Source organism: Bradyrhizobium barranii subsp. apii, assembly GCF_011516635.5.
Taxonomy (GTDB): Bacteria; Pseudomonadota; Alphaproteobacteria; order Rhizobiales; family Xanthobacteraceae; genus Bradyrhizobium; species Bradyrhizobium barranii.
Genome location: NZ_CP096255.1, coordinates 5,604,902 through 5,620,074, shown reverse-complemented (window position 1 = coordinate 5,620,074; position 15,173 = coordinate 5,604,902). Strand labels below are relative to the sequence as shown.

The following is a 15,173-nucleotide window of genomic DNA, read 5'->3' as shown; positions in this document are numbered from 1 at the left end:
GCCCAATAGGCCAAAAGCCCCTGCCGATCTCTCGGCAAGGGCTTATCGGGCGTCAGCCAAGCGGCTTAGCCTTCGATGATGTACACGATCTCGCGCGTCTGCGGACGGACGATGATGTACTGTCCGCGGACGTAGATCACGTCATAGCCGCGCCACTCCGGATAGATTTCCACGATCCGGGGCGGCAGCGGATGGAAGCGAACGGATGCCGGGATCGCGGCGCCGACCGAGATGTTGAAGTTGACGTTCGTGGTCTCTTCGATCTTGGTCGACTTGATCGCCGTTGAGATCTCGGTCCGCTTCTCGGCAGGCGGTGCCGCAGCGGTCGCAGGCGCGGCGCCGGTCGTGGTCTGAGACTTGGTGTCGGCAGCCTTGCTGTCCGCGCCCTTGGTCTGGGCGTTCATGTTGCCGCTCTTGGTGTCAGTCTCGGTGCTCTTGGACTTGTCCATCTGGGACTCGTCCATCGTGCTCTTGGACTTGTCCTGCGCGCCCTGGGCGTGCTCACCCTTCGTCGCGCCGGCCTTCTCGTCAGCCGCGTTCTTGTTCATCGTGCCGGATTTTTCCATCCCGCCTGACTTTTCCATCGCACCGGATTTCTCCGTCGCGCCAGACGACTTCTCCTCGGCTGCTCCGCCGGGCTTCATGGCGCCGCCAGCCTGGCCGACGGTGCCCCTCTCGGGAGCGGCTTCCTTGCCCATCGCGCCACGTTCAGCTGCGCCACCGGCGGGTTGCGAATGTTGCGTCGGCTGCGCGCCGGCCCCGCCACCGCTATCGCGGTTCATGGTGCCCTGTGCGTTCGCCAGCCCGGTGCCTGCGACGAGCGCGAGCGCGGCGACCGAGATCATAAAGCGGTTAGACATCAAATTTCTCCTCACGTGTTTCTTTGCGTCATTGCCCGCGCCACCAACGAAAGGAGATTTGAGTTGTTCCGGAACATCGGCGGTTCCGGGGTATTTGTTTCTTAAACGCGAGATGAATGCGCGCGCCGGATTCGCGCCAGAATTCGCGCAAAGCTGCGGTCAACGAAAAAGGCCGGCTGTTCAGCCGGCCTCGTCGCATGCGCAGATTGTGAAATGCGGGATCAGCAGGTCGCCTTGTTAGCAAGTCGCCTTGCCGCAACGGGCAACGCCGATCTTTTCCTTCAGGCCTTCGAGGCCGACGGCGCCGATCACGATCTGCTTGCCGATCACGTAGCTCGGCGTGCCGTTCATGCCCATCGCTTCGGCGAGCTTGAAATTCTCCTCGATGGTGGCGCGCACCTCGGGGCTGCCGATGTCCTTCTCGATCTTCGCGGTATCGAGGCCGGCTTCCTTGGCCGCCTGCAGCGCGCGCGCCTTGTCGGCGGCGCCACGGCCGCCGAGCAGCTTCTGGTGGAAGTCGAGATACTTCTTGCCGGTGGGATCCTGCATGCGCACGGCGACCGCGACCTGCGCCGCTTCGACCGAGCCCTGGCTCAGCACCGGAAACTCCTTCAGCACGACCTTCAGCTTCGGATCGGCCTTCATGAGGTCGAGCATGTCGCCCATCGCGCGCTTGCAGTAGCCGCAATTGTAATCGAAGAACTCGACGAAGGTGACATCGCCGTCCTTGTTGCCGAGCACGACCTGGCGCGGCGAGTTGAAGATCGCATCGGAGTTCTGCGCGATGCTGGCTTCATGCTTCTGCGTTTCGGCCGCGGCCTGGCGCTTGGTGAGTTCGGTCATCGCTTCCTCGAGCACCTCGGGATGGGTGACGAGATAATTCTTGATGATCGCCTCGATGTCGGTGCGCTGGGCATCCGAGAAGCTGTCGGCCGACGCGGGAACGGCTGCGCCGAACATGGCGAGCGCGAACAGCGCGGGAGCAAGCAGGCGCAGCGAAGGCATAGGCAAATCCTCTTATCGAAAGCTGGTTTCGGAAAACGTCCCGGCGGACTTAAGCTCGGTGTCGTGACGTCGTGGTGTCAGGCGTCGTCTTGGTCGCGTTAGTTGCGCGGCGGCTTGGCCGCCACGATGTCGTCGGCCTTGACCCATCCGGGCGTGCCGACGGCGAAACGGGTTTTCGCGCGCGTGGCGAGTTCGCGGGCGGTCTTGTTGTCGCCGCGCAGATAAGCGGCCTGCGCCGACGCCAGATCCGCCTCGGCATAATCGCCCTTCCGGCCATAGGCCATCGCGAGCTGCATATAGCCGAGCGCGGCCTCCGGTTCCCGTGCCACAGCGGCCCGGAGAATCCGAACAGCATCATCGGTGTAGGCCTTATTATCCGATCCAACCAGAGCCTGCCCAAGTAACATCTCGATGAGGGGGGCGTTGTTGGACAGCTGCACCGCCTTGCGCAGGGCAGGGATCGCTTCGGCCGGCTTGCCGCCCTCCAGCAGGGCCTGGCCGCGCACCTCGTAGAAATACGGGTTGTTCGGCTGGACCTGGATCAGCGCGTCGATCTGGGCCAGGGCGCTGCGTAAATCGCCGTGCAGATAGGTGCTGATGGCGCGGGCATAGCGCGCCGGCATGCTGTCGTTCGTCTGGGGATAGCGGCGGTAGACCGTCTCCGGCCGCTCCATGAACGCGGAAATCTTGGCGCGCGCCATGTCGTGGCGGAGCTGGAGCGCGGGATCGTCCTTCTTGTCCCAATAGGGGCTGGAACTGGCGAATTCCTGAAGCGATGCGACACGCTCGGCGGGCATCGGATGCGACTGGAGATAGGGATCGGCGCCGCGGGACGCGAACAGGCTCTCGCTGGTGAAGCGCTTGAAGGTCTCGTACATGCCCTTCGGCGACTGCTGGGTCGCGGTCAGGAATTTCACGCCGGCGCGGTCGGCGTTCTCCTCCTGCTGGCGCTGATAGGACAGCAGCGTGCGGCGGATCATCTCCTGCGGTCCAGCGATGGCGGCGGCACCGGCATTGGCGAGGCCGTTGTTGCCGGCGCTGTTGCTGCCTCGGGTGCTACCCACGGCAATCGCGCCGGCCCCGAGCAGCATGGCGATGATCATCTGGGTCTGTGCGTTGGCGAGCTGTTCGCGCAGCTTGGACAGATGGCCGCCGGCCAGATGCCCGGTCTCGTGCGCGAGCACGCCGATGATCTGGTTCGGCGTCTCCGACTGCATGATCGCGCCGTAATTGACAAAGATGCGGCGGCCGTCCGCGACGAACGCGTTGAACGAGCTTTCGTTGATGATCACCATCTGGATGTTCTGCTTTTCCAGACCGGCAACGCGCAGGATCGGGCGCGTGTATTCGCGCAGCAGCTGCTCGGTCTCGGTGTCGCGCAGGATCGGCGGCCCCTTGGCCTGCGCATGCGCGGCCGGCGTCGGCAACAGCGCGATCGCCGCTGCAGTGACGAGGGCGGTGAGGGTGGAGGCCTTCTTGCGCAATGCGATCTGGAGCAACATCAGGCGGTCTGGGTCAAACGGTCTTGATCAAGCAGTTTCGTGATTGGTTTTTGGCGATTGGCGGCGGACCGGATACGAGATATGCCCTTATGAGCCGTACAATGCGGCCAGTCTGGGGCGCAAGCGCCCCGTTTCCCGGACCGAACCGACCGGTTCGCCAGCGAAATAGCAGAATTCGATGCACGATGCGACATTGAGGAACCGGGTGGGGCAGTGGCTCGAGCCCTCCCGCCGCAGCGATGTTCCCCCGTTCATGGTGATGGACGTGATGGCCGCCGCGGCCCGAATCGAGGCGGCAGGCGGCCATGTCATCCACATGGAGGTCGGCCAGCCCGCAACCGGCGCCCCAAAGACCGCGATCGCGGCCGCCCATGCGGCGCTCGAGGCGGGGCGGATCGATTACACCTCCGCGCTCGGCATCCCCTCATTGCGCGAACGCATCGCGCGCCACTATCGGGATGCCTATGGCTGCGATGTCAGCCCCGAGCGGATCGTGGTGACGACAGGCTCCTCCGGCGGTTTCATCCTGGCCTTCCTGTCGATGTTCGCGCCCGGCGACCGGGTGGCCGTGACGGTGCCGGGCTATCCGCCCTACCGTCACATCCTCACCGCGCTTGGTTGCGAGCCGGTGCTGATCGAGACCACCAATGACACGCGCCATGCGCTGACCGGCGAGGCGCTGCTGGCCGCGCATCGCAAGGCGCCGCTGAAGGGCGTGCTGGTCGGCAGCCCGGCCAATCCGACCGGGACGATGATGTCCCGCGAGGCGCTCGCCGGCCTGATCGCTGCGGCGGAAGACGCCGGCATCCGCTTCATCTCGGACGAAATCTATCACGGGCTCGACTACGCGTTTCCGGCGGCAACGGCGGCGGCGCTGTCGGAGCACGCACTCGTGATCAACTCGTTCTCGAAATATTTTTGCATGACGGGCTGGCGCGTCGGCTGGATGGTCGTGCCCGAGATCCTGGTGCGGCCGATCGAGCGGCTGCAGCAGAACCTGTCGATCTCGGTGCCGTCATTGTCGCAAATCGCGGCCGAAGCGGCCTTCGACGGCGCGGCCGAGATGGAGGAGATCAAGCACGGCTATCAGGAAAACCGGCGCATCCTGATCGAGGGATTGCCCAAGGCGGGCCTCAGCAAGTTCCTGCCTGCCGACGGCGCCTTCTATCTCTATGCCGACGTCTCGGACTTCACCTCGGACAGTTTCGAGTTTGCCAAGCAGATGCTGGAGCAGGCGCACGTTGCGGCCACGCCGGGTCTCGATTTCGATCCGATCCATGGTCGTTCGTTCATACGGCTCTCCTATGCGCGTTCGGCAGCGGAGATGCGGGAGGCAGTTGACCGGATCGCTCACTGGCTTAAATAGCCGCGAGTTTTCGACAGCCGTTTCGACACCAGCCCCGCGGAGTTCAACTTTGTCTGACCGTTCCCTCCCGTCCGTCGCCACGCCGCATTCTCCTCTCGCCGCATTGATGTGGCCGACCCGTCCGGGTGAAACCGTCGGCGCACTTCGCGCCGTCGTGCTGATTGCGCTCGGCACCGCCTTGATGGCGCTATCAGCCAAGGTGAATCTGCCACTGCCTTACGTGCCCATGACCCTGCAGACGCTGGTCGTGCTGATGATCGGCGCCGCCTATGGCTGGCGCCTTGGCAGCGCAACCATGATCGCCTACCTCGCCGAAGGCGCGATGGGGCTGCCGGTGTTCGCCGGCCCGGTCGGTGGAATTGCACCGCTGGTCGGCCCGACTGCCGGCTACCTGTATGGCTTCGTGCTGGCTGCCTTCATCACCGGCTGGCTGGCCGAGCGCGGCTGGGATCGCAACGTCGTGTTCCTGTTTGGAGCAATGGCGCTCGCCCATGTCGTCATCTTCATCGCCGGCTTCGGCTGGCTGGCCTACGTCATCGGCCTTGGCGCAACCAAGGCTTGGGCGGTCGGCGTCGCGCCGTTCATTGCGGCATCGGTGGTCAAGAACGCGCTGGGCGCCGCGCTGATGCCGGCGGCCCGCCGGATCGTCGATCGACGCGGGTAAAGCGCACCATTCCGAGCAGTTCCGATTGACAGAGCCGGCCAAGTTGATCTTGGCTGGCTCTGAGTTTGAGGGGGAGTGAAACAATGACGACGACAACGATGGCGGGGGCGCCGGTCGCGCCGGCCGCCGCCAAGCCTTGGTACAAGGTTCTCTACGTCCAGGTGCTGATCGCCATCGTGCTCGGCGCCTTGGTCGGCTGGCTGTGGCCGTCGCTCGCCACCAACGAGTGGATCAAGGCGATGGGCGACGGCTTCATCAAGCTGATCAAGATGGTGATTGCGCCGATCATCTTCTGCACCGTGGTCTCCGGCATCGCGCATATCCAGGACGCAAAGAAGGTCGGCCGCATCGGCGTCAAGGCGCTGGTCTATTTCGAGGTCGTCTCGACCTTCGCGCTGGTGATCGGACTCATCATCGGCAACCTGGTGAGGCCGGGTGCGGGCTTCGGCAGCGCCGCCGCCAACGCGCAGGCCGTCGCCAACTACGCCAAGCAGGCCGAGGGCCAGAGGTCGGTCGACTTCATCCTGCACATCATCCCCGACACCGTGGTCGGCGCCTTCGCGCAAGGCGAGATCCTGCAGGTGTTGCTGTTCTCGGTGCTGTTCGGCTTCGCCATCATGGGCCTCGGCGAGCGCGGCCATACCATCCGCAGCTTCATCGATGACGCCGCGCATGCGGTGTTCGGAGTTATCTCCATCGTGATGCGCGCGGCGCCGATCGGCGCCTTCGGCGCAATGGCCTACACCATCGGCAAGTTCGGCACCGGGGCGATCCTCAACCTGGTCGGCCTGATCGCGACGTTCTACGTCACCGCGGCGCTGTTCGTATTCGTCGTGCTCGGAACCATCGCGCGCCTCGCCGGCTTCTCCATCTTCAAGTTCCTCGCCTACATCAAGGACGAGCTGCTGATCGTGCTCGGCACCTCGTCCTCGGAAAGCGCGCTGCCGTCCTTGATGGAGAAACTCGAGCGCCTCGGCTGCTCGAAGTCGGTGGTCGGCCTCGTGGTGCCCACGGGCTATTCGTTCAATCTCGACGGCACCAACATCTACATGACGCTGGCGACGCTGTTCATCGCGCAGGCGCTTGGCTTCGATCTCACCTTCGGCCAGCAGCTCACCATCCTGGTGGTGGCGATGCTGACCTCGAAGGGTGCCTCCGGCATCACCGGCGCGGGCTTCATCACGCTGGCCGCGACGCTCGCCGTGGTCGATCCGCGCCTCGTGCCGGGCATGGCGATCGTGCTCGGCATCGACAAGTTCATGAGCGAGTGCCGCGCGCTGACCAACCTCTGTGGCAACGGCGTGGCCTGCGTGATCGTCGCCTGGTGGGAGGGTGAGCTCGACCGCGACAAGCTCAACGCCAACCTCGCCAGACAGATCGATCCGACCGACATGGAAACGGCCGTCACGACGGACTGATCTGCAAGCGGAATCTGACGGCGCGGGCGGCGCCGTCAGACCTCGAAATAATGGGGCTGGTCGAGATCGTCGATCAGCCCTTTTTCTTTCGGCGCCCAGCTGAGCGAAGCGCGCGTCTTGGCGCTTGAGGTCGGAACGTCGATGCCGGCGAACTGTGCGAACCAGCCGAAATGCGCGGCCGCTTCCTCAGGCGATTTGGACACGACGGGGACGCCGAGCCGTCGGCCGATCGCCTCTGCAATCGCCTTGAATGGCACGCCTTCCTCGGCGATCGCATGATAGCGCCGCGCGGTCGCGCCTTGCTCCAGCGCGAGACGATAGACGCGCGCGGCGTCGAGGCGGTGCGCGGCCGGCCAGCGGTTTTGGCCTTCGCCGATATAGGCAGCGGCGCCTTTCTCCCGGGCGAGCGCGATCAGGCGCGGCACGAAGCCGTGGTCGCCCTTACCGTGGGTCGTGGGCGGCAGCCGCACGATGCCGGTGCGGACGCCGCGCTCCGCGAGGTCTTCGGCAGTGGCTTCCGAGACGCGCGGAAAGTGGCGGGCCGCGGCATCGTCTTCGGTCGCGAGCCGTCCGGGCGCCAGCAGCGCTACACCGGATGTGACGATGAGAGGGCGGTCGGAGCCTTTGAGTTCCTCGCCGAGCGCGAGGATCGCGCGGCGGTCGAGCTCGCAATTGTCGGCGAATTTCGAGAAGTCGTGGTTGAAGCCGAGATGCAGCACACCGTCCGAAGCGGCGGCGCCGCCGCGTAAGGAGGCATGATCCTCCAGCGACCCACGATGGACCTCGGCGCCCATCGCGGTGAGTGCTGCGGCGCCGGCATCGGAGCGGGCGAGGCCGAGCACGCTATGGCCGGCGGCCATCAAATCTCGAACGACGGCGGAGCCGACGAAGCCGGTGGCACCGGTAACGAAAACACGCATGCGAATTCTCCTGGGGTTGGTGGAGAGAACCATCTACGTTAGAGTTATCCGGGTAAAGTAGTAGCGTTATCAGGGTATAATCGCTAACAGGATGAGCGAGAGCACTGCCGCCGAGAACCTGCTTGGGGCCTATCTGAAGGACCGTCGCACCCGGCTCGATGCAGCCGCGTTCGGCTTCTCCGGCAGCCGCAGGCGCACGCCGGGCCTGCGCCGGGAGGAAGTGGCCCAGCGCGCCAATATCAGCTCGACCTGGTACACCTGGCTGGAGCAGGGCCGCGGCGGGGCGCCATCGGCCGACGCGCTCGACCGGATCGCGCGCGCGTTGATGCTGACCGATGTCGAGCGCGAGCACCTGTTCCTGATCGGCCTCGGCCGCCCGCCCGAGGTGCACTACCAGGCGAGCGAAGGCGTCTCGCCGCGGCTGCAACGCGTGCTCGATGCGCTCTCATTCAGCCCGGCGCTGGTACGCACCGCGACCTGGGACGTCGTCGCCTGGAATCGCGCCGCAAGCGTCGTGCTGACCGACTACGGCGCGATCCCGCCGGGACAGCGCAACATCCTGCGCTTCATCTTCTGCGATCCGCGCGTGCGCGCCGCGCAATATGACTGGGACAGTGTGGCACGCTTCGTGGTGGCCGCATTCAGGGCAGATGCGGCGCGAGCAGGTGCCGTCTCGCATGTCGCCGATTTCGTCGACGAGCTCTGCCGGACAAGTCCGGAATTCGCGGCGCTCTGGCGCGACAATGACGTGCGCCATCATGGCGACGGCACCAAGCGGCTGCGGCATCCCGTTCACGGCACGATGTCGTTCGAATATTCGAGCTTCAATGTCGAGGGCCGCTCCGATCTCAGCATGATCGTCTACAATCCGGCGACGCCCGAAGATGCCGACCGCATCAGGAAGCTGCTGGCCGAGCGCGCCGACTGACGGAATTTGCCGGCTCGCGCATCTCAGTCGCGCTCGCGGTGCGCGCCGCGGACGCCGACAGCTAGAATCGCTCAGGCCGGTATGGCGTCGGATCGATCGCCGGCGTCTCGCCGCTCATCATCTCGGCGAGCAGGCGGCCGGTCGCAGGTCCAAGCGTAAAGCCCTGGTGGCCGTGGCCGAAATTCATCCAGAGGCCGGGATGACGCGGAGCTTGCCCGAGCACCGGCAGCATGTCGGGCGTGCAGGGGCGGGTGCCGAACCACGGGTCGGGCTCGACCCGCTTGCCGAGGTCGATCAGCTCTCGCGCGGAAGCTTCGGCACTGGCGAGCTGCACGGGCGTGGCGAGCGCGTCCATGCCGGTCAATTCCGCGCCTGTGGTGATGCGGATGCCCTTGGCCATCGGACCCATGGCATAGCCGCCGGCCTTGTCGACCAGCGGCAGATCGAGTGATGCGCCGCCGCTGTAATGCATGTGGTAGCCGCGCTTGCGCACCAGCGGAATACGGTAGCCGAATTTGTGCAGGAGATTGGGCGACCAGGGCCCGAGCGTCACGACGGCGGCCGCGGCGTCGATGGCTCCCTGGTCCGTGTCGACCGACCAGCCGGTCGCGGTCTGCCGCAAGGTCTGGGCATCACCGAGCACGATGGTGCCGCCGAGGCGCTCGAACAGCTCGGCATAGGCCGTGACCAGTGCGCCGGGATCGGACACGGTCCAGGTGTCGAGCCAATGGATCGCGCCGGGCAGGTCGTCGCGCAGAATCGGTTCGGCCTTGGCGAGCTCGGCCCCCGAGAGCGCGCGAAACCTCACGCCGAATTCGCGCTGGTCTTCTTCCGCCGCCTTGACGGCGAGATCGAAGGAGGCTGCGTCGCGATGCAGATGCCGGTAGCCCGCGCGGCGGATCAGATTGTCGGCATGGGCTTCGCGAATGAGAATGTCGTGCTCCGCCGTCGCGTAGGCGATCAGCCGCGCCCAGGCGTCGATCGCCTCGCGATGCCGCTTCGGCGCCGAATGCCACCAGTAGCGGAGCAGGGGCTCGATATGGAGATGAAGCGACGACAGGCTGTAGCGCACGTCATTGGTGCGGCCGGTCGCGATCTTCAGGAGCGAAGCGAGGTCGCGCGGCATCGGATAGGGGCGCACGGCTTCGGCCTGGATCATCCCGGCATTGCCGTAGCTGGTCTCGCGGCCAGGTTCCCTGCGGTCGACGAGCGTGACCGACCAGCCGCGCTGCCGGAGGTGCAGCGCCGCGCTCACGCCGATCATGCCGCCGCCGAGAACAATTGCGCTTTGCATCGAAACTGACCTCGCTAAATCAAAACCGCCCGGCTTGGCCGGGCGGTTTCAACTGCTTTGTTCGCTCTACTCGCCGCCGCCGAACCGGCGAGACCACCAGCCGGCGCGACGCGGGGCGGCCGGGGTTTCGGTTGCCGCCTCCGGCGTGGGTTCAGCGGCTGGTGCGGACGGGGCAACCGGCTCCGGCGCTGCCGCAACCGGTGTTGCCGGCTCGCTCGCGCTGCTCGACAGGAAGCTCACCTTTTCCCGGACCGTGGAGCGGCGACGGGCAGCCTTGTCGTCGGCCGGCTCTTCGTCCGCGGCGGCAGGAGCGGGCTCAGGCTGGGCCGGCGCCTCAATCTGCACCTCGGCGCGCGGCTCGGGCTGGCTGACCTCAGGCTCGGCGGTGGTGTGTTCGGCCTGCGCGATCGAGGGCGCAGCCTCGCCGCCAAAGCTGTCGAAATCGGCGACGGCATCGGTCGCTTCCGACGGCGCATTGGCTGCGAGCTCGTCGCCGATGGAGCCGGCGAGACCTTCCTCGTTGCCACCGCGACGGCGGCGTCCACCGCGACGACCACGCCGGCGACGGCGATCGCCGTTGCCCTGCTGCTCGCTGCGGGCCGCCTGGTCCTCACCTTCCTCGCCGTCCTGTTCGGACTCGGTGTCCTCTTCACCTTCGCTGGCCGCCACGGCCGCTTCGGAAGACGCCGGAGCGCCATCCTCGCGCAACTCGCCGTCGCGCGGGGCACCGCGGCCGCGCCGACGCCGGCGGCGCTTGCGGCGCTGGCCATCCTGGTCGGAAGCCGCTTCGCCGCCAGCCTGCTCCTCGGCGAGGCCTTCGGTTTCTTCGGTCTCGACCTCGGATTCCAGCTCCGGATCGAATTCCTCGTCGTCATAGACTTCTTCGACTATGGGCGGCGGGCTTGCGGCGGCCTGTGCCGCCAGCAGCGCCTTCGCTGCTTCCAGCGTATGCACCTGCTCGCCGCGGTCGATGAGATAGGCCTGCGGTCCGCTGACGCTGGGGTCGGCGATGACGGCCAGCGTGACCTTGAAGCCGTTCTCGAGGTCGCGCAGATGGCCGCGCTTGTGGTTCAGCACATAGAGCGCGACGTCGGTGCGGGTGCGGACCACGAGATTGTGGGTCGCGCCCTTCATCAGGATCTCTTCGAGGCCGCGCAGCAGCTGGAGCGCAACCGAGGAGACCGAGCGGACATGGCCGGTGCCGCCGCAATGCGGGCAGGGATCGGTCGAGGATTCCAGCACGCTGGCGCGGATGCGCTGGCGCGACATCTCGAGCAGGCCGAAATGCGAGATGCGGCCGACCTGGATGCGGGCGCGGTCCTGCCGCAGGCAATCGGACAGCTTGCGCTCGACCGCACGGTTGTTGCGCTTCTCGTCCATGTCGATGAAGTCGATGACGATCAGGCCGGCGAGGTCGCGCAGACGGAGCTGGCGCGCAACCTCTTCGGCCGCTTCCAGATTGGTCTTGAGTGCAGTGTCCTCGATATGGTGCTCGCGGGTCGATCGTCCGGAGTTGACGTCGATCGAGACCAGCGCCTCGGTCTGGTTGATCACGATGTAGCCGCCGGAGCGCAACTGCACGGTCGGAGAGAACATCGCGTCCAGCTGGCTCTCGACGCCCATGCGCGAGAACAGCGGCTGGCCGTCGCGATACTGCTTCACCGCGCTGACATTGGCGGGCATCAGCATCTTCATGAAATCGCGCGCTTCGCGGTAGCCGGACTCACCGGCAACCGAAATCTCGTCCATCTCCTTGTTGTAGAGGTCGCGTAGCGAGCGCTTGATCAGCGAGCCTTCCTCGTAGACCAGGGTCGGGGCCTGCGACTTCAGCGTCAGGTCGCGCACCGTCTCCCACATCCGGATCAGGTATTCGAAGTCGCGCTTGATCTCGGGCTTGGTACGTGCGGCGCCGGCGGTGCGCAGGATGATGCCCATGCCCTCGGGCACGTCGAGATCCTGCACAACTTCCTTCAGGCGGGAACGATCCTGGGCGCTGGTGATCTTGCGGCTGATGCCGCCGCCGCGCGCGGTGTTCGGCATCAACACGGCATAGCGGCCGGCGAGCGAGAGGTAGGTCGTCAGCGCCGCGCCCTTGTTGCCGCGCTCTTCCTTGACGACCTGAACCAGCATCACCTGGCGGCGCTTGATGACTTCCTGGATCTTGTACTGGCGGCGCGGGCGGAAGGTGCGCTCCGGCACTTCCTCCATCACGTCGTCGCCGCCGACGGATTCGACGTGTTCCTCTTCGGCTTCCTCGCCGTCCTCGTCCTCGTCGTCTTCCTCATCGGACTCCTGATGACGAGCATCAGTGCTTTCGCCAGCAGCGTAGACGGCGTCGGCCGGTTCGGTGGAGGCGGTCACGGCTTCGGCGAGAGCCTCGGCATGGGCCTCGGAGGCGACAGCCTCCTGCGGTTCGGCAGCGGTCTCGGTCGCGACCACGGGCTCGGCGCCGAAGGCAGCGACAGGCGCGGGCGCCTCGTCGGCATGGTCATGGTCGTGATGATCGTGCTCGTCATGACCATGGTCGTCATGACCGTGGGCGTGATGGTGATCGTCATCATTGGCATGATGATGGTCGTGACCATGTCCTTCGTGGTCATGATCGTGGTGATCATGATCGCCATGTTCGTGGTCTTGATGCTCGTGGCCGTCGTGCTCGCCATGATGTTCCGCATCGGCGTGCAGATGCTCGCCCTCGTGCGGCGCGCCCTCGGTGTGCAGGGCTTCGCCCTCGACCGGCTGGGCCGCGGGGTCGGCGCCGGCCTCGAGGCCCTCGACGACGTCGCTGCGGACGCGTTCGCCTTGACTGCGGCGGCGGGAATTGCGGTGGCGCGAACGGCGGCGGCCGTGGGAGCGGTTCTCGCTCTCTTCCTCGGCTTCGCGATGGGCCTGTTCCTCGGCCTCGATCAGTGCCTGCCGGTCGGCGACCGGGATCTGGTAGTAGTCGGGATGGATTTCGCTGAAGGCGAGGAAGCCGTGGCGGTTGCCGCCATATTCGACGAAGGCGGCCTGGAGCGAGGGTTCGACCCTCGTGACCTTGGCGAGGTAGATATTCCCGCGCAGTTGCTTGCGTTGTGCGGTCTCGAAATCAAACTCTTCGACGCGATTGCCGCGGACCACGACGACCCGGGTCTCCTCCGGGTGGGTAGCATCGATCAACATCTTGTTGGGCATGTCTTAACTCTTGGCGGCGGCGGGCGCGATTCACCGTGGGCGCGATTAGCGCTGCCGGGTGCCGCGACGGTCCACCTGATTCGGGGGTGAGGGGAAGGCCGAAACGCCGTCTCTCGCGCCTTGCCGAAACGGAAGCTGGAGGGCCGAAGCGGCGCGCGGGATTGTCACTCCGCAGCGTCGCGAACGGTCCTTCAGAATTCGTCGGCACAGTCTGGCGCATCAAGCGTCGGCCCGTATGAAACATTGGGCGGCGGGGCCGCCCCTCAATCAGTTGCTGCTGGCCAGGCATGGCGCGAGCGCGCTCGCCTTGGGGATTACGAACCGCTCCCTTGGGATTAAGGGACCGGGTAACGAGTCACGTCGCTGTCAAAACCGTCCCGGAAACGCGGTGGTAACCAGGGACCGTCCGCCACCGGGGCTTGACCCGCTCCACCTCGCTGCCGCGCACCGCGCTGGTCTTTGAGGGGAACGGAAAAACGCTGGAATTCCCAAACCTTGAGAGTTCCGGCGCTGCACCGGGAGGCTGAACGCGACACAACCGGAAATATCGGCCGTCAGCACTCCGTACATACGTGGAATGGACCAACCGTGCAAGGGAGCGTCGCACGGCGGTCACAGTCGGGGAGTTTCGTATATCTGTCATTAAGCGACGATTAACCCTGTGGTTCTATTGCGTTAGAAGGGCCGCTCGGAGGCACTGAATCGGTGACGAGCCGCACAAATCAAAGGGTTTTGCTGGGATGCGCGCTTCTGTGCGCCGCAGCATTGGTATGCGCTGATTCCTGGCGCCTGAGCGCGGCGGAAAGCCAGCCGCAGCCCTCTGTTGCGGTAGCGAATTTTCCCACCGCCTCCGCCGCCCGGCTGGCCGGCGATGGCAAGCAGACCCGCTTCATCCTCGACATCGATCAGGCCGTCACCTTCCGCGCCGTGACGCTCGCCGACCCGTATCGGGTGGCGGTCGATGTGCCTCAAGTCAATTTTCAACTGCCTGCGGGCACCGGGGTCGAGGGGCGGGGACTGGTCAAGGCCTTCCGCTACGGGCTGGTCATGCCCGGCGGCTCGCGAATCGTGTTCGACCTGACAGGCCCGGCCAAGATCGCCAAGTCCTACGTGCTGGAGGCCGCCAATGGCCAGCCGGCCCGGCTCGTGCTTGAGCTGGAGGAGGTCGACCGGACCGCCTTCGTGCAGTCGCTCGTCCCCGAGAAACGCCCCGAACTGCGGCCGGCAATCGCCGACGCGCCGCCGGCAACGGTTCCGGCCGCCGCAACTCCGGAAGCCGGGCAGCAAAAGGTCGACGGACGCCCGATCGTCGTGATCGATCCCGGCCATGGCGGCATCGACAACGGCACGCAGTCGGGCGGCGAGAGCGAGAAGAACCTGGTGCTGGCCTTCGGCCTGGCGCTGCGCGACCGGCTGGACAAGGCCGGCAAATTCCGCGTGGTGATGACACGGGACGACGATACCTTCATTCCGCTCAACGACCGGGTCAAAGTCGCTCGCGGGCTCAAGGCCGCCTTGTTCGTCTCGATCCACGCCGACGCGCTGCCGAAGGCCGAGGGCGATGCGCAGGGCGCGACTATCTATACGCTGTCCGACAAGGCCTCCGACGCCGAGGCGCAGCGACTGGCGGACGCGGAAAACCGGGCGGACGCGATCGCCGGTTTCAATCTCGCGGAGGAGCCGACCGACGTCGCGGACATCCTGATCGACCTCACCCAGCGGGAAACTCGTACCTTTTCAAGCCGTTTTGCCCGCCTGTTGATGGGCGAAATGAAGTCGTCGGTGCGGATGCACAAGCATCCCCTGAAGTCGGCCGGCTTCCGGGTCCTCAAGGCGCCGGACGTGCCGTCGGTGCTGGTCGAGATCGGCTATGTCTCCAACAAGGGCGACCTCGAGCATCTGGTCTCCGAGGGCTGGCGGTCCAAGGCCGTGGGCTCGATGGCGCAGGCGATCGACGGGTTTCTGACCAAGCGGATGGCCACGGCCGGATCGTCAAATTGACGACCGGGGGATCGTCGAATTGACGACCGGGAGGCGTCGAA

12 protein-coding genes are annotated in these 15,173 nt (G+C 65.8%); 6 read left to right on the top strand and 6 right to left on the bottom strand.

Features of this window, described 5'->3' with window-relative positions; all coding sequences use genetic code 11:
- Nucleotides 1-65: 65 nt before the first annotated feature.
- The 3 genes from HAP41_RS26750 to HAP41_RS26740 form a co-directional block, all read right to left on the bottom strand.
- The gene (locus HAP41_RS26750) at nucleotides 66-860 is read right to left on the bottom strand and encodes a DUF1236 domain-containing protein (RefSeq protein ID WP_166096391.1); all 795 of its coding nucleotides are present in this window, start codon (nucleotides 858-860) and stop codon (nucleotides 66-68) included.
- Between the two features lie 237 nt (nucleotides 861-1,097).
- On the bottom strand, nucleotides 1,098-1,865 hold the full coding sequence (locus HAP41_RS26745) for a DsbA family protein (RefSeq protein WP_135213478.1): 768 nt from the start codon (nucleotides 1,863-1,865) through the stop codon (nucleotides 1,098-1,100).
- A gap of 98 nt (nucleotides 1,866-1,963) precedes the next feature.
- Complete coding sequence (locus HAP41_RS26740; RefSeq protein WP_071914367.1) at nucleotides 1,964-3,367, bottom strand: M48 family metalloprotease; 1,404 nt, start codon at nucleotides 3,365-3,367, stop codon at nucleotides 1,964-1,966.
- Between the two features lie 178 nt (nucleotides 3,368-3,545).
- Between HAP41_RS26740 and HAP41_RS26735 the strand changes: the two genes are divergently transcribed.
- The 3 genes from HAP41_RS26735 (at nucleotide 3,546) to HAP41_RS26725 (ending at nucleotide 6,815) form a co-directional block, all read left to right on the top strand.
- Nucleotides 3,546-4,733: a pyridoxal phosphate-dependent aminotransferase gene (locus tag HAP41_RS26735; protein ID WP_063983548.1), complete on the top strand. Its 1,188-nt coding sequence runs from the start codon at nucleotides 3,546-3,548 to the stop codon at nucleotides 4,731-4,733.
- 106 nt (nucleotides 4,734-4,839) lie between these two features.
- Nucleotides 4,840-5,397: a biotin transporter BioY gene (locus HAP41_RS26730; protein ID WP_063983547.1), complete on the top strand. Its 558-nt coding sequence runs from the start codon at nucleotides 4,840-4,842 to the stop codon at nucleotides 5,395-5,397.
- Between the two features lie 83 nt (nucleotides 5,398-5,480).
- Nucleotides 5,481-6,815 carry a dicarboxylate/amino acid:cation symporter gene (locus HAP41_RS26725; protein ID WP_166096392.1) on the top strand — a complete coding sequence of 445 codons (1,335 nt, stop codon included), beginning with the start codon at nucleotides 5,481-5,483 and terminating at the stop codon, nucleotides 6,813-6,815.
- A gap of 35 nt (nucleotides 6,816-6,850) precedes the next feature.
- On the opposite strand, the gene HAP41_RS26720 is transcribed toward HAP41_RS26725, so the two are convergent.
- A complete protein-coding gene (locus HAP41_RS26720; protein WP_166096393.1) occupies nucleotides 6,851-7,735 on the bottom strand; it encodes an SDR family oxidoreductase in 885 nt (294 codons plus the stop codon).
- 91 nt (nucleotides 7,736-7,826) lie between these two features.
- Here HAP41_RS26720 and HAP41_RS26715 point away from each other — a divergent pair, with 91 nt between their 5' ends.
- Nucleotides 7,827-8,663, top strand: coding sequence for a helix-turn-helix transcriptional regulator (locus HAP41_RS26715; protein ID WP_166096394.1), 837 nt, complete (start codon nucleotides 7,827-7,829; stop codon nucleotides 8,661-8,663).
- 61 nt (nucleotides 8,664-8,724) lie between these two features.
- Here HAP41_RS26715 and HAP41_RS26710 read toward each other — a convergent pair whose 3' ends face one another.
- Together HAP41_RS26710 and HAP41_RS26705 are read right to left on the bottom strand one after the other, a co-directional pair.
- Nucleotides 8,725-9,957: an NAD(P)/FAD-dependent oxidoreductase gene (locus HAP41_RS26710; RefSeq protein ID WP_166096395.1), complete on the bottom strand. Its 1,233-nt coding sequence runs from the start codon at nucleotides 9,955-9,957 to the stop codon at nucleotides 8,725-8,727.
- Nucleotides 9,958-10,023: 66 nt separating this feature from the next.
- Nucleotides 10,024-12,396 (bottom strand): Rne/Rng family ribonuclease, encoded by a 2,373-nt coding sequence (locus HAP41_RS26705; protein WP_321576653.1) that lies wholly within the window; start codon nucleotides 12,394-12,396, stop codon nucleotides 10,024-10,026.
- On the opposite strand from HAP41_RS26705, the gene HAP41_RS50380 reads away from it, so the two are divergent.
- Nucleotides 12,340-13,221, top strand: a complete 882-nt coding sequence (locus HAP41_RS50380) for a hypothetical protein (RefSeq protein WP_321576420.1) — start codon at nucleotides 12,340-12,342, stop codon at nucleotides 13,219-13,221. The two genes, HAP41_RS26705 and HAP41_RS50380, sit on opposite strands and share 57 nt — an antisense overlap.
- A 615-nt stretch (nucleotides 13,222-13,836) precedes the next feature.
- Nucleotides 13,837-15,132: an N-acetylmuramoyl-L-alanine amidase gene (locus HAP41_RS26700; RefSeq protein WP_166096397.1), complete on the top strand. Its 1,296-nt coding sequence runs from the start codon at nucleotides 13,837-13,839 to the stop codon at nucleotides 15,130-15,132.
- The last annotated feature ends 41 nt before the right edge of the window (nucleotides 15,133-15,173 follow it).